Consider the following 14,373-nt stretch of genomic DNA (forward strand, 5'->3'; position numbering starts at 1 on the left):
GGAGGTTTTAAGATGTCTACCGCAATTCAAATGGTTCACGTCAAAAAGATCATCCATGGACGAGAGATTTTGAAAGATGTAACTCTATCGATTGCCGAAAGGGGGATTGTTGGGTTTGTCGGTGCAAATGGCTCCGGCAAGTCAACGATCTTTCGTATCATTGCCGGTCTTGTGAAGCCGACTTCAGGAGAGGTTTTCGTTTTTGGGAAAAAGCTGCATAAAGATCTTTCCTTCCCGAAGAACACAAGTGTCGTTTTTGAAAAACCCGGATTCCTGGAGCAATATTCCGGTTTTGATAATTTGAAATTTTTGGCTGATATTCAAAGGAAGATCAACGACCAACAGATCATTACAGCCATTCAGCGTGTAGGGCTTGATCCTTACGACAAGCGCCCGGTTAAGGCATATTCACAGGGAATGAAACAAAAACTGGCCATCGCACAGGCCATTATGGAAGAACCGGACTTGATTCTGTTCGATGAGGCAACGAATGGGCTGGACGAAAAATCTGTCGATCAACTGTATCATATCGTGAGGGAAGAACATGAACGTGGAGCCACCGTGCTCATTACCTCCCATCATAAAGCGGATATCGACACCTTGTGTAATGAAGTGTATCGAGTCCATGAGGGTGCAGTTGAAAAAATTATGTATCTTTTCCACAGGGGATCAGTCCCCTCCCTTTTCCCTCCGAGCTGCCGCAGAGATGCCCATCTCCTCCCGTTATTTTGCTACCGTCCTGCATGAGATCCTCACCCCTTCCGATTGGAGAAGCTCGGCGATGTTCCGATCGGAGAGGGGTTTTTCTTTTCTCTCCCCCGCGATATTTTGCAGCGATCCTCTCGACGATGCTCTTTTTGACCGCCTCGGTGATAATGTTACTTCTACCAGCCATTTCACCACGTGTTTTAATTCCTCATAGGTAGGATAAGGACTTGCAAACATCTACTTGAGCCAGCTCGACCATTACATGTTTCAATTCCTCATAGGTAGGATAAGGACTTAACGAAGAAATGGAGGGGTAACAATGGATGAGATCTGTTTCAATTCCTTATAGGTAGGATAAGGACCTACATTTTTTCCAGACTGCACGCTTGATTATTTATTGTTTCAATTCCTTATAGGTAGGATAAGGACTCTGCTTCCAGTAAAATGAATATGGATATTATTGCGAGTTTCAATTCCTTATAGGTAGGATAAGGACTCTCATCTGCTTCTTTCTCTTCCCGATAACCATCCTGGTTTCAATTCCTTATAGGTAGGATAAGGACCAGGACATACCTCCTACTTTCTACTTTAGAGCTAAGAGTTTCAATTCCTCATAGGTAGGCTAAGAACGAAAAAAGGATGGGAATTGATTTCACTGGAATCACTTGTTTCAATTCCTCATAGGTAGGCTAAGAACTTGGTCAGTTTCCGCATCAGCTTGCTAGCCGAAATCAGGTTTCAATTCCTCATAGGTAGGCTAAGAACGCCTCTTCTTCGTCATAGTATCTCATTCTCTTTTTCTGTTTCAATTCCTCATAGGTAGGCTAAGAACTCCATAGCATCTATTTCACCCCCTGTGATTGGACGAGTTTCAATTCCTCATAGGTAGGCTAAGAACGGGCTCCTTGTAGGTCTTTATCCACGTCCCACCGCCATGTTTCAATTCCTCATAGGTAGGCTAAGAACGGGATCCTTGTAGGTCTTTATCCACGTCGCACCGCCATGTTTCAATTCCTCATAGGTAGGCTAAGAACGAACGGCTACCGCTGCCGTTGCGCGGTGCGCAACCGTTTCAATTCCTCATAGGTAGGCTAAGAACGGATAAGAACGCTGGTGGCTGAGTTGGTGAGTGATTTGTTTCAATTCCTCATAGGTAGGCTAAGAACGGAAAGGTCGTATACCGCGGCTTGGCCGTTGCGGACGGGTTTCAATTCCTCATAGGTAGGCTAAGAACGCAAATTGCTAACTCTTCCCAGTCTGATCCACACTTGTGTTTCAATTCCTCATAGGTAGGCTAAGAACCTATGAGCCTAGAGACGGATTTACGGGCTTATTTGTGTTTCAATTCCTCATAGGTAGGCTAAGAACGATCACGGCTTACGCTTTACGGTTTATGAGCTTACGGGGTTTCAATTCCTCATAGGTAGGCTAAGAACCGGGATCGAGGTTAAAAATAAATTCATGGAAAAAGGTTTCAATTCCTCATAGGTAGGCTAAGAACTTTAGAAGCCGAAGTCCGCAAGATCAAAAAAGAAATTGGTTTCAATTCCTCATAGGTAGGCTAAGAACGATTATATCAACCCTTATGCTATTGAATTGCTTGAAAGTTTCAATTCCTCATAGGTAGGCTAAGAACGAAAAGAACGGTTTATAATCCCATTCTCCCTTTTTCTGTTTCAATTCCTCATAGGTAGGCTAAGAACTCGGAGGACTAGTCACGTGGTTTCTATGGAAATCGTCGTTTCAATTCCTCATAGGTAGGCTAAGAACTCATCATCACCGCGGCAGCAGTGAGAGAGTTCATGGTCGTTTCAATTCCTCATAGGTAGGCTAAGAACTGGTTCAGTGGATGGAGACCAACGGTGCCGAGAAGGTGTTTCAATTCCTCATAGGTAGGCTAAGAACAAAGCTACGGGATAGGGTTTCGGAGGTATTCCGCCAGGGTTTCAATTCCTCATAGGTAGGCTAAGAACGAAGCTGAGGGCTTCGAAGCATGTTTGTCTATGGTTTAGTTTCAATTCCTCATAGGTAGGCTAAGAACGAAATTAAAAGATATGATAATGTTCGACACGAAAACGAGTTTCAATTCCTCATAGGTAGGCTAAGAACGGAGCTGCCGAGGTTGCTGCCGCCGACGTGGATGACCTGTTTCAATTCCTCATAGGTAGGCTAAGAACCGAGGACTACGAACTTCTCGACCCGATAGTCCAGAGTGTTTCAATTCCTCATAGGTAGGCTAAGAACATGTCTGGCGGTAATTTTAGTTGGTTTCCTGCATCTCGTTTCAATTCCTCATAGGTAGGCTAAGAACTAAAAATGTGCGTTTGCATGATTTACGCCACACAGCAGGTTTCAATTCCTCATAGGTAGGCTAAGAACGGAGAAGATCAACTTTGTTTGACATGCTCTTGAAAGGTTTCAATTCCTCATAGGTAGGCTAAGAACAAGGGTGATACAGAAACAATTCTGCGTGTACCAAAATGTTTCAATTCCTCATAGGTAGGCTAAGAACTTTCAGATTCAACGATGATTTGGCTTTTAGGTAGAAAAGTTTCAATTCCTCATAGGTAGGCTAAGAACTGAAGAGACCTTGTATCTTCCAGGATCAACTTTTTGTTTCAATTCCTCATAGGTAGGCTAAGAACCTCCGTCACCTTAGCCCGTACCTGCTGCTTCGAATTGTGTTTCAATTCCTCATAGGTAGGCTAAGAACAAAGGTTTTTTCGGGAAGGAGGGATCTGCGAAGGTGAGTTTCAATTCCTCATAGGTAGGCTAAGAACACGTGAAGCCTACCGGAGTTAGGGTTTTTACGCCCTTGTTTCAATTCCTCATAGGTAGGCTAAGAACTGTTTGTGGCTGGGCTCATTTTCGCTCACGGGCGTCGTTTCAATTCCTCATAGGTAGGCTAAGAACTCTGTTTGTGGCTGGGCTCATTTTCGCTCACGGGCGTCGTTTCAATTCCTCATAGGTAGGCTAAGAACCTGTGAAAACAGCCGCTGATTTCGATGCCCAAATGAGGTTTCAATTCCTCATAGGTAGGCTAAGAACCGAGAACGTAGACGGAGACAGGGCGAAAGCGGAGGAGTTTCAATTCCTCATAGGTAGGCTAAGAACTCGCGGCCACACCCTTGCCAAATTTCTCTTCGATGTCAGTTTCAATTCCTCATAGGTAGGCTAAGAACATATGGCACTGGTAGCTGATACTGTGGCCAGTGCGCTGTTTCAATTCCTCATAGGTAGGCTAAGAACCCATTTGACGGCCAATTTCAGAAGCGATGTATGCCTGTTTCAATTCCTCATAGGTAGGCTAAGAACACACAATTTTTGATGCTTGCGATGGAGACCATCATGAGTTTCAATTCCTCATAGGTAGGCTAAGAACGCCGGGACTAATCCTGTATCTGACAGTTGTTGACGTGCGTTTCAATTCCTCATAGGTAGGCTAAGAACGGTGCGATCGCTGGCGCGACCAGCGCCGATCTCGAAGGTTTCAATTCCTCATAGGTAGGCTAAGAACCCAAGCGTTCGCCGCACTTAACCACGATACCATATTAGTTTCAATTCCTCATAGGTAGGCTAAGAACATGCCTCCTCACCCCACCTTATGAGGTTCAATCCAACGTTTCAATTCCTCATAGGTAGGCTAAGAACGTAGTTATTAAAAAATTATCACTAACACCAGGTCCTCGTTTCAATTCCTCATAGGTAGGCTAAGAACTAGATGTCGATCACGATTTTGTATAGAGTGTGCTCATGTTTCAATTCCTCATAGGTAGGCTAAGAACCCCATTTTGAGGCTACAAAATCAAGTTTTTTCCTCATCTCCCATTATACTTAACGCAAAGTTTTTTGGAAATCATTTTTTATCTAAAACGGGCGTTTAGCATAGTTTACGTTACATTTCCCTTAGTTTTTTTGGAAAAAAGGTTGTCGTCGATCCCCTATGATTTTAGCACTACTTCCGATCGACGACAGTTTTGCTCGATAATCTGTTCAACCCCCCCTTTCTCCAAGCCAATCATTTATCGTTCCGAATATCCTGAGACTCTCCCAATGCTGTGATGTTTTAGGGTGATCATCTATTTTTTGTCCAATTCGATAATAAGTCTCCACCTTTACCATAGTTCTCCCCCTTCCTCATGACCAATGAGCAGAGCAAGCCCATTTTCGTCAGTATATTGCTTTAAAGAAGAGATTCTTTTGATCTCATGGGAGTCGTCCCAATTGGCCACGATGGAAAGGGCGGCCTTCGCTTGAACAGGAACGATAAATTGTTGCAAAAGTCCCATAAACCTTTTCTGTTCGATGCCTTCCAACCGACCGAACCGGTCAAAATCGGTGTAATACTCATATAATTCCTCCGGATCGGAGATCCCGTACCGCTGTAGCCCCCGACGAATCTGATCTTGTAGCTTTCTTAACTCCTCGCTCATCTTGCTCGGATCCGCATGGATGAAGTCTTTTCCCCAGGGAACAAAAACCGAAATTCTCATCCTCTCCTCCTCAAAGGGAAGAATTCCGGAAATCTCGCTCCATCTCCCTTTTGCAGCTTCAATCATCTGATCGAGCGCCGCTTCTAATTTTTGCCTGGCATACAACTGTTCATTGTAGTCTCCTACTTTCTGCACAAATTCTCTCTCCGCCAGTTCCACTTCGGGAAGAAGCAATTGATCCGTGATCTCTCTCAGAATCGAATCCCGGTAGACAAACCTGCGGGTATCCGTCCCATCTTCCCGCACATAGGAAAAGATTACCATTTTACCCCTCTCCGCTTCCCGATGCCGGTTTACCCGGCCGGCCGCCTGCACTAAAGAAGGGTAGATGGAGAGAGCTCTGTACAACGTACGAAAACTGATATCCACCCCCGCCTCGATCATCTGGGTGGAGATAACCACCGTGGGTGTGGGGCTTTCCCCTCTTCCTCTTCCCACCCTCTCTTTTACTCTCCCGATCTGAACCGCCTTGTGCAGAGGGGTCATCGCTCCATTCAGATGAATCAACGCCACCTTCTCTCTCATCCCCCTATCCCCCAATCGATCATCCATTTTCCGATACACGTCGGCTGAATCGCGAATCGTATTTAAGATGATCCCCACTTGCTGAGAGGAGGTAAGTTCTTGTTCCACCTCGAAAACCAGTTGATCTGCAGACATTGGATTCTCCTTCATCCGAACGACGTAACGGTCCGGATAGGAAACCGGAGCAGCAATCAGCGAAAGGGGAGGAGAGGAGAGAATCTTTAGCGGAGGCATGGTGGCTGTCACGATCAGAATCGTACAATCCATCGTCTCCCCAATTTCTTCTAACATTTTTAAAAAAAGAAGCCAAACCTGATCCCCGATGACCTGCGGTTCGTCGATGATCAAGACGGTATTTTTTAAACCGAACAGCCGCATGGTTTGCTGCGCCCTCTGAGGAAAGAATCCCCGAAAGAGTTGATGAAAAGTGGTGGCAATGATGGGAGATTGCCAGGCTTCCAGAAGAAGAACAGCTTTTTCATCCATTTCCTCCTCCTGGGGGTCACCTCTTCCCTGCTCTTCCTTATTTTTTTCAGAGGAGGGGAACCGATTCCACATGAGGGAATGGTGTTCTTGCACCTCAAGCCCCGTTGCCTTCTGAATATCTCCTGCCGTTTGGGAGAGAATGGATAAGTAAGGAGCCACATAGACGAGACGTTCTCTTCCTTTTCTTCCCGCCTCTGTTAAGGCGATTTTTAACGAGGTCATCGTCTTTCCCATTCCGGTGGGAAGATCGAGCAAAAATACGGAGGAACCCACCTGCTTCCCATAGGAGGATAAGGCTCTCTCCTGCAGTTCCCGCCGCAGGGAGGAGATGCCGGCGCCGGAATGGTTTAATCCTTCAAGATAATTGTCCAGGTTTTTCAAGCCATTCTGAATCATCTCACCCGTCAACTTTATCTCTTCCACTTGGGCCGCATCGAAGCGGTCCGCCTGAATAAAAGCGGCGGTCTGATGACGCAGGCAATATTTGGCCGCTTCCGCGCGCTTAATCTCCAACCGTTTGAGAGAAAGGTACCCTTGTTCCCAGCTCCTCCTGGATTGGGACATCCACTGAAGAATGGCGGGAACGGTAAGGGAAAAGGAACCAAATTCCGGATAAAATGAAGTTAACCAATCATGAATCCCGGAGAGATCCATGCTGCCGAACTCTTGAGCCCGGACCACTCCCCCCAACCAAGGGGCATCCTTCTCAATATCTTTTAATTCCCCATGATGGTCCATAATATCACGGACCCAACGCATCATGAAAAGCTTCTCCGCCTCTCGCCCTTCTCCTTCCCTTTTTTTTATCTCCAACAAGCGACTTGCATAAAAAGCGAAAAGGACCGCTCCATATTTGGAGTGAGGTACCTTCTTCTTTCTTTCCCCCCTCATCTTCTCCTGGAGATATACCTGCCATTCCGTTCGTGCTTTCCCGATATCGTGGAGCAGTCCTGCGAGAAACGAGATTCTTCCCGAGAGGGTGTCCTCCACCTTTAGTCCCCGGGCCACCGTTTCTAAATGGGAAGGAAGGGGATAGTTCCTATCCCCTTCTTTTGGTCGTGCAATACATTGATGAAATGGAATTACCATAGGGTGATCACCTCCCCGTTTTCCAAACGAACCATTTTTACCGCGGGAGAGGGGTTTTCCTTGGGAATGAAGCGGATGGGCCGGCCATTCACCTCATAAAGAAGGTGGACGGACCCCTGGAAACGACGATTTCCCAGATGTTCATAATGGAACCCCCCCGCCCGTCCATACTGATTTCCCTCCTCCATGGAGAGGCTTTCAATAAAATGGGTGGGAATCACCGTCACGGAAGTGACCCAATCCTTTCCAGGATCGATCTCTTCCCCGCGGGAGAGGGATATAAACTCGGGAACCGTAAGGGCAAAGGCGCTTCCGAGATAGGTGTGATAGACGCTTTGCCGCTTCCCGATTCTCTCCGCCAACTCTTCCACTTCATCTCCCTGGCAATAGATGCGGTAATGGGGGTTGACCAAAAGTTCAATCGCCGTTGGGCGGTTAAACTGATTTCCCCCATCCCCCAAGAAAGCTTTCCCCAATAGGGAGAGTTCCTGGGAAACCCGCCTGACCGGAGAGAGAAGTTGAATCCCCGCCAAGATGTTCCCATGGTACTCTTCAAGTCCCAGGATGGAACCGATCACCCCTCTGAGGGCGGTGCGGGTAATAAACGGAAAGGTAACATGGGTGGCCGTCGTATCCGGTTTCCGGAAATGAGCCAGACTCCCACGCAGATCAAAGGTTAAGATCTCCATTCTTCTTCCCCCCTGGCGGATTACCAGAGCGGCTGACGTTCGCCTGGAATCTCCCCGTCGATTTGGAATTCGGGATCTACCCAATAACGAATGCGGGCGATCCGGTCCTGGTATTTGCCCAATCGTTCGGCCAGACCCCTCACTTGCAATGTCACCTCCGTTAGCGAGGTGGGGGCTTTCCCCGACAACCACTCCTCCCGCTCCGGAAGTAGTCTCAGGGCATCCTCCAGATAACCGATACGGAAGAAGGGGTCGCTATATTCCACGTGGAGAAGGAACAGGGGTTTTTGCAGGCCTCTGCCCCGGGCCTGACGCAGGAGGGTTCCCTTCCACAAGGCTTCCAATAAGAGCTCCTGATCCTCCTCATTCATCCCGGTCTGCGCGGCGATGGAAGCATTAATCACTCCCGGCATGGCGAAGAGAGCGAAGGGAAGGGTGTAGGCGGTCCAAATGGTTCCCTGTCCCTTTCCCTCCTCCTTTCCTTCTTGGGAAATTTTCACGTCTTCACTGGGCATGACAACGGTACCCTGTACATATTTTGTCTCCACGGGATGGAGGGAATGGGCCCAGCCGAATTGGACGGGGCCGGTAAACTTAAAGGTCTCCTTCTTTACGCTGAAGACGATGCCGAAGGTGCGGACATCGAAGGCGGCTTTTTTCAGGAGGGATTCCATATTCTTCTCCGCATACCCCGCTTTCTCCGCTATGCTTTGTGCGAGGCTGCCCCTCCCCAAGAGACTGCCCGAATCGCTTCTCTCCTCCCGCACAAAGATGAAGCGGTTCTTCCCTTCTCCCCCATCGGGGTATCGCTGGAGCACATAATCCCGCACATCCCGCTTCAGGCTCACATCGCTTAGGGAGATGCGGCCATCCTCCTCTCCAAAAATGCGGCGGGCATCCGATTCATGGAGCGGGTCCCGGTTGGGGATCCCGTCCTTTACGCTTTTTACGAAGAGAATCTCTCCGCTGTTTACCGGAAAGGTCATTTCTATCTCCTCCTTTTTATCATGATTCCTAGCCTTCCTTATTTTTCACTCGCCACGGGAGCGTTCTCCCCTTCATGTTGCGGTTTTTTCTCCCCTTGCCCCTGGCCCGTCTGCAGGCTGTACCCGGCCCAGAAGGAGGTGATAAATTCATCTTTCTTTCTCGCCACCTCTTCCTTCTTCTCCTGATAGGTGGCCAAGACGAGGCCGAGGAGTTCGCGATCGATAAATTTTTTATCAAAATTCAATTTGTAGCTTAATTCCACCATCTGTGCCAATCCGTCCTTCACGATCTTATCCGGCGTAAGCCGGCTGCCGAAGCTTAAGACCCGGTCCCTCAGATATTCCCGCTTGTCCGTGTTATTGTAGTAGAGACGGGAATACCTGCTGATGAGAAAGCCGGCGGCAAACCCCAACTCCTCCACCGAGGTTAAAAGCAAATCGTCGTACTTCCTTTCCTCCAGCCTCTTCCATAATGTGCGCCAATCCTTCATTTCCACACCTCCCTCCTCAATTTGTATGGTTAATGCATAACGCTTTAACAATTCATCAAAAATGAGGAAAAAGTAAACTTCCTCCTTCATGCGGAACAGCTTGGTATCAATCTCCTTCCCCAACTCCTCCATGCGCCGGGCCGCGTGGCGGATAAAGCTCTTCCGGTCCAAGGGACGGCGATGAAGCGCGGAGGAAAGAGCGGTCCAGAGGCGGGTCGTCCCAAAGGCTTTGGACAGCAGGGCGGGAAGGGAGGAATAAAATCTGCCCAAATACTCAGGAAATTGCCCTCCAAAAAGCCTCTCCTGCCAGTCGTAAGCCTCCAAAACCACTTCATCGAGCAGCTCAGTCAATCGGTCAGCCGTGCTGGGGAGAACATCTTCGATGATGGCCCGCAGATGGATATCCCCTCTCCCCGGCTCGCCGGAAAAATAGAGGATTTCCAGGCGGTACTGGTCTCTTGCCAATTCTTCCGGAAGGGAGAGATCAATACCGGTAATTGCACTGAGATGGAGAGAAGCTTTTCCCTTCTCGGTTCTACCCCGATCGGCGATGAGCTCTTTTATGTTCCGGATGTAAGCGAGGCGACCCTCCAAATCATCGGTATCCAGGATGGGGAGAACCAGAATCCCCCCGTAAATCTTCTCCGGCTGCCCGCGGAATTCCCGGGCGGTCGCGCTCTCCACCGGAGCGAAGATCTCCTTCGTCAGCCACGTGGGAAGGGTGGTGGTGAGCTGATCGAAGAGGTTGCTTCCATAGGTTAAGGCCTGATAACATTGCGGACAAAGGGCGATGGTCTCCACCAGCTCCTCCTCGGGAACCTGGATGGATAAGGGAGCGGACCAGGTGGTGGTAAACCAGTTCCACGCTTTGGAATAGACGGAGACCACCTCCCCCCTTTTTCCACAGAGGGTGCAGACCGCTTCTTCCCCTACCCGTTTCCCCATCTCCTCCCCCTCTGCCACCTTTGATTCCCAAAAAAGCGCGGTAATTTTCTCCAAATCGGCGACGATGATCCGTCCAGGATGGAGCAGGCTTTGGCAAAGGGTTACTTCCCTGCCTTCCACAGGAAGGTAATCGCTTCCTTCATAACGGCACCATCCTTTTTCCTCTACCGGAAGAAGAACAATAAGACCCAGCATCTTTTCCTTGGGATAAGGTTCAAGTTTGGATAGAAGATTTTTGACCTCTTTCGCCACCTTTTTTACTGTTCCTTTTTCCAGAGTAAGGGAGGAGGTTCTCTCAAGCCGCCCTTTCAGGAATTTCTCCACCTCCGTTTCGGACTTCACCATCCCCTCAAAGTGCTTCTCATAAAGGGGATACGCGGGAATTCCATACCTCCCCTGAGGCACCAGGGGATTTCCCCGGGGAATGATGAAGGGAACAGCCACAGCCGCCTTCAGGTTCGGAGTAAAGTCTTCCACCTTCCCCTTCGCGTCAAAGGAGAATCTTCCCCAGCGAACCCATTGTGCCATCACCTCCCCTCCGGCGTTCCGATCCATCTCCACCAGCACCACTTTGGTGAGGAAATTTCTTGCTTCCACCGCCGCCACATCGGAGATCTGAAGCAGGATCTCCTCAGGATCAAGACCACCTTGCAGGAATGGTTTTCCCAGGCGAACGATGCTATCGATGAGCATTTTTTCACCTCCTCTCTAAGATAGGTTCGATAAAGCCGAAGCCCTGGCTATTCTTCACCGATATTCCGGCCTCAAAGGCGATCTGCATCAACTCCCTGGATCCGGTAAGACGAAATGTTCCTCCATACGCCTTGATCACGGTCCCCTTATACATCAGAATATGTTCCTTCACCTCCCCCACCGGGTCAACCTGCAGGCGGGAATCTTCGGGAGCTTCCCCATGTAGGAGAAGATATTTTTTGAGAAGATTGGAGCGAATCAGTTCGCTAAAATCCTTCTCACGGGGGTGGTAGTAATGGGTATATTTCCTCCCGTCCGCCTTAAAAAGGGTGCTATAGACGGTGATGGGGGACATGGTTCTTACGAGGAAGCTTTCCCCTTCAGGCATATCCCATTTCCGGTACTCGATGTTTTTGATTTGCAGGAAAGTTTGTCCCAGGCGAAGGCCATCATCACGGAGAATGGCATTCATAATCGCATCGTTAAACTCATCCAGCGGAGAGGAAACATAGAGGTGGGTAGGGCCGATGAAACGGATTTTTCCCTCTCTTTTCAGCAGGTCAAATTTTCCGATTAAACGGGAAAAGACAAACAGTTTAAAGGATCTTTTCCCAAATTGAAACCCCCGATCATGGAGAAACCGGGCGAAATCGTCTTCCAGGAGATCGTATAGCGCGGCTTGGATGAGCAAATGATGATGGATGGGAATCTCAAAATATCCCTCTTTTCCCTCCAATGTTAAAACAAAATAATGCACAACAATCCCTCCTTCAACCGGTTGACTTTATTCTATCACGGCGTTTTGACCACTGTATGTCATCGAACATGAATTCTTATCCGTTATTTTAAATTTTATAAGTTGTTCTAGTTATTTTACGATATAAGGATAAGCATTTTTTTCCAATTGTTAAGTAGATATAAAAAAGCCTATCGTTTCAAAACGAAGCGATAGGCAAACTGAGTGCAATCCTTATAGGTAGGCAATTCCCTTTGTATAACAAGAATGACATACTTTCCATTCCTTCCTTTCCATTCCTTCTAGGAATGCTATCTCTCATTCTTTTTAATGATTCCCATTCCCTAAGGCAAAGATACGCACTTCCGCAAAGGATGTCAAGATAGATGCGTTGACACTCCGCAGAGCTTAAGCCATGGAATTCGAGGATGGTTGTCGTATAATAAATGTAAGATACTTTTCATAAGGGGATGATCATCATATGAGACTGGGATTTATAGGGACGGGGAATATGGGATTTCCCATGGCACAGAATCTACTTCTCCAAGGCAATGAACTGATCGTTCATAACAGGACAAAGGAGAAGGCGGAACCTCTCATTGCGAGGGGAGCGAAATGGGCGGAGTCTCCTGCAGAGGTTGCGGAGAAGTCCGAGGTTCTCTTTACGATGTTATCGGACGATCATGCGCTTGAGGAAGTCACGTTAGGACAGAATGGCCTGCTAAGTGCAATGCGTGCGGGGAGTATTCATGTCTCATCCAGCACTGTTAGCGTACAATTGATGGGGCGATTGACGAAATTACATCAGGAAAAAGGCGTCTTTCTCCTCTCGTCTCCCGTGATGGGCCGCCCGGATGCAGCTAAAGCAGCGCGGTTGAAATTATTGCTGGCCGGTCCTGCGAAAGTGATCGAGCAGGTAAAACCCCTTTTACTGGCATTGGGGGAGGTCTTGATCTGTGGAGAGGTTCCGAAGATGGCCAATGCGGTAAAGCTGGGAAACAATTTCCTCATCGCATCAATGCTTGAAGCATTAGCGGAAGCGATCACGATGGTGCGGAAGCATGGGGTAAAGGCGGAAGATTATGTGGAAATCATAAATGCGTTTTTCGGTTCTCCTGTGTATAAGAACTATAGTCACCTCATGCTAAACCGGGCGTGGGAGCCTGCCGGATTTAAACTTCAGTTAGGCTTAAAGGATGTGAAGTTGGCGCTGGCTGCTGCCGAAGCGGTTCATGCCCCGATGCCGGTTGCCGATGTAGTGAAGAATCATCTCATAGAAGCAGGGGCACAGGGGTGGGGAGATCAAGATTGGACGGCGATCCTGAAAGCCGTGGAAAGAGATGCGGGGGTAGATCGAGAATAACCCCATTTGTTTAAGAAAGCGGAAACTGTGATAGCTTATCTAAGCTATGGCAAAGCCTTATCTTCCGATTTACTCTTCTTTCTCTCCATACTTTTGCGATATTCTTTATACCAAAGATAGAGGGAAAGGGCGACAACCACCCAAAAAGCCGGATTCATCACAGAGATGCCACGATTCGATTGAGCACCAAGGAAGTTCAGCAAAACGAGTAAAACTATCGTATATAGCGTTAGAATTGCGGGAAAGTAAAGATCGAAGCGCATCCTCGGAGCCCATTTATCCAAAAATAAACTTAAAAGAATACCCACAATCCAAAGAATTAGAATAGACAACCGAGATAACGGAAATAGATCGCGAAATTGTGCTAACGAATCATAAAATATAAAGAGCGTGATAAGTAGGATTGTCATGATATAATTTAAATATTTAAAAAAGACCCGGCGATTCATTACATATTCCCTTCCTTATTCAACAAACTAAAATGCCTATCTCTTTCTCTCAGTCGCAGTTAAGTAGTATTGTACTTCTAATGGTGTATTATACGTAGAATCTTGGTAATAAACAACCGTGACATAATAATTATACAAATTAGAATCATAAGGATCTGTAGCACGTGTTACCCATGATCCAACATAAGTAGGATGAATTGCATCATTAGCCCAACCAGAAAGTTTGTTAAAAAGCCAATTAAATAATGTGCTTTTCGTCAATGGAACAGGTATCTTTGATGCTGCAAAAGCTGTTATTAAATCTACAACTTCTCGTACTTCATTATTCGTATAAGTATGGTAAGTAGGACCGGCATAAATAGTTCCGGGAAATTCATCAACAGGAACATATTTTTGGGGATTAATAACAATCCCTTCGTTAGTATATTTGCCTGCATCTGATTGAGCGAAAACATTTGTCAAATGAGCCAACAATAAGAATAATACACTTAACAAACCTAGTGCTTTCTTCATAATTAAATTAACTCCCTTCTCAAAAAATTAAAAATCTAAATCCTTGTTGACTCTTCGCCAAATAACACGACTTCATATCCTCAACTTCCTTTCACGCAAATTATATAGTCTTTCTTTTTTTTTTTGCAAGATTCCCCTTTAAAAATATTTCGATGAATTTCGACATATTCAGTTGTCTCACGATGAAACGATAGGAGAACTCGACCA

Annotated in this window: 10 protein-coding genes and 1 CRISPR repeat array; of the genes, 2 read left to right on the forward strand and 8 right to left on the reverse strand. The window is 47.2% G+C overall.

The window, feature by feature from the left end; genetic code table 11:
• Window positions 1-12 precede the first annotated feature (12 nt).
• Window positions 13-747, forward strand: a complete 735-nt coding sequence (locus THEAE_RS21015) for an ABC transporter ATP-binding protein (protein WP_084213556.1) — start codon at window positions 13-15, stop codon at window positions 745-747.
• Here THEAE_RS21015 and THEAE_RS23905 read toward each other — a convergent pair.
• From THEAE_RS23905 to cas6, 6 genes are all read right to left on the reverse strand, one after another.
• The gene (locus THEAE_RS23905; RefSeq protein ID WP_084213557.1) at window positions 724-903 is read right to left on the reverse strand and encodes an RNA polymerase factor sigma-54; all 180 of its coding nucleotides are present in this window, start codon (window positions 901-903) and stop codon (window positions 724-726) included. The genes THEAE_RS21015 and THEAE_RS23905 overlap by 24 nt on opposite strands.
• 2 nt (window positions 904-905) lie before the next feature.
• A CRISPR array of direct repeats spans window positions 906-4,493; the repeat unit is 30 nt; unit sequence GTTTCAATTCCTCATAGGTAGGCTAAGAAC.
• Window positions 4,494-4,823: 330 nt separating this feature from the next.
• Entirely contained in the window at window positions 4,824-7,301 is a 2,478-nt protein-coding gene (locus THEAE_RS0113435; protein WP_028987828.1) for a CRISPR-associated helicase/endonuclease Cas3, read from the reverse strand.
• Window positions 7,295-7,990: a CRISPR-associated protein Cas5 gene (cas5, locus tag THEAE_RS0113440; protein ID WP_028987829.1), complete on the reverse strand. Its 696-nt coding sequence runs from the start codon at window positions 7,988-7,990 to the stop codon at window positions 7,295-7,297. The genes THEAE_RS0113435 and cas5 overlap by 7 nt, the downstream gene beginning before the upstream one ends.
• Window positions 7,991-8,010: 20 nt before the next feature.
• Window positions 8,011-8,976, reverse strand: coding sequence for a CRISPR-associated protein (locus tag THEAE_RS0113445; protein WP_028987830.1), 966 nt, complete (start codon window positions 8,974-8,976; stop codon window positions 8,011-8,013).
• A 38-nt stretch (window positions 8,977-9,014) separates the two neighbouring features.
• Window positions 9,015-11,105 (reverse strand): TM1802 family CRISPR-associated protein, encoded by a 2,091-nt coding sequence (locus THEAE_RS0113450; protein WP_028987831.1) that lies wholly within the window; start codon window positions 11,103-11,105, stop codon window positions 9,015-9,017.
• 4 nt (window positions 11,106-11,109) lie between these two features.
• Window positions 11,110-11,862 (reverse strand): CRISPR-associated endoribonuclease Cas6, encoded by a 753-nt coding sequence (gene cas6, locus THEAE_RS0113455; RefSeq protein ID WP_169729991.1) that lies wholly within the window; start codon window positions 11,860-11,862, stop codon window positions 11,110-11,112.
• A 460-nt stretch (window positions 11,863-12,322) separates the two neighbouring features.
• Between cas6 and THEAE_RS0113460 the strand changes: the two genes are divergently transcribed.
• Entirely contained in the window at window positions 12,323-13,204 is an 882-nt protein-coding gene (locus THEAE_RS0113460; RefSeq protein WP_028987833.1) for an NAD(P)-dependent oxidoreductase, read from the forward strand.
• Window positions 13,205-13,248: 44 nt separating this feature from the next.
• Here THEAE_RS0113460 and THEAE_RS0113465 read toward each other — a convergent pair whose 3' ends face one another.
• Complete coding sequence (locus THEAE_RS0113465) at window positions 13,249-13,653, reverse strand: hypothetical protein (RefSeq protein WP_028987834.1); 405 nt, start codon at window positions 13,651-13,653, stop codon at window positions 13,249-13,251.
• 36 nt (window positions 13,654-13,689) lie between these two features.
• Window positions 13,690-14,166 (reverse strand): hypothetical protein, encoded by a 477-nt coding sequence (locus tag THEAE_RS0113470; RefSeq protein WP_028987835.1) that lies wholly within the window; start codon window positions 14,164-14,166, stop codon window positions 13,690-13,692.
• Window positions 14,167-14,373: the final 207 nt, after the last annotated feature.

It is taken from the genome of Thermicanus aegyptius DSM 12793 (genome assembly GCF_000510645.1).
Taxonomy (GTDB): domain Bacteria; phylum Bacillota; class Bacilli; order Thermicanales; family Thermicanaceae; genus Thermicanus; species Thermicanus aegyptius.

Coding starts and splice junctions, on each gene's coding strand:
- THEAE_RS21015 (WP_084213556.1), top strand. CDS start 13: ATGTCTACCGCAATTCAAATGGTTCACGTCAAAAAGATCATCCATGGA.
- THEAE_RS0113435 (WP_028987828.1), bottom strand. CDS start 7,301: ATGGTAATTCCATTTCATCAATGTATTGCACGACCAAAAGAAGGGGAT.
- cas5 (WP_028987829.1), bottom strand. CDS start 7,990: ATGGAGATCTTAACCTTTGATCTGCGTGGGAGTCTGGCTCATTTCCGG.
- THEAE_RS0113445 (WP_028987830.1), bottom strand. CDS start 8,976: ATGACCTTTCCGGTAAACAGCGGAGAGATTCTCTTCGTAAAAAGCGTA.
- THEAE_RS0113450 (WP_028987831.1), bottom strand. CDS start 11,105: ATGCTCATCGATAGCATCGTTCGCCTGGGAAAACCATTCCTGCAAGGT.
- THEAE_RS0113460 (WP_028987833.1), top strand. CDS start 12,323: ATGAGACTGGGATTTATAGGGACGGGGAATATGGGATTTCCCATGGCA.
- THEAE_RS0113465 (WP_028987834.1), bottom strand. CDS start 13,653: ATGAATCGCCGGGTCTTTTTTAAATATTTAAATTATATCATGACAATC.
- THEAE_RS0113470 (WP_028987835.1), bottom strand. CDS start 14,166: ATGAAGAAAGCACTAGGTTTGTTAAGTGTATTATTCTTATTGTTGGCT.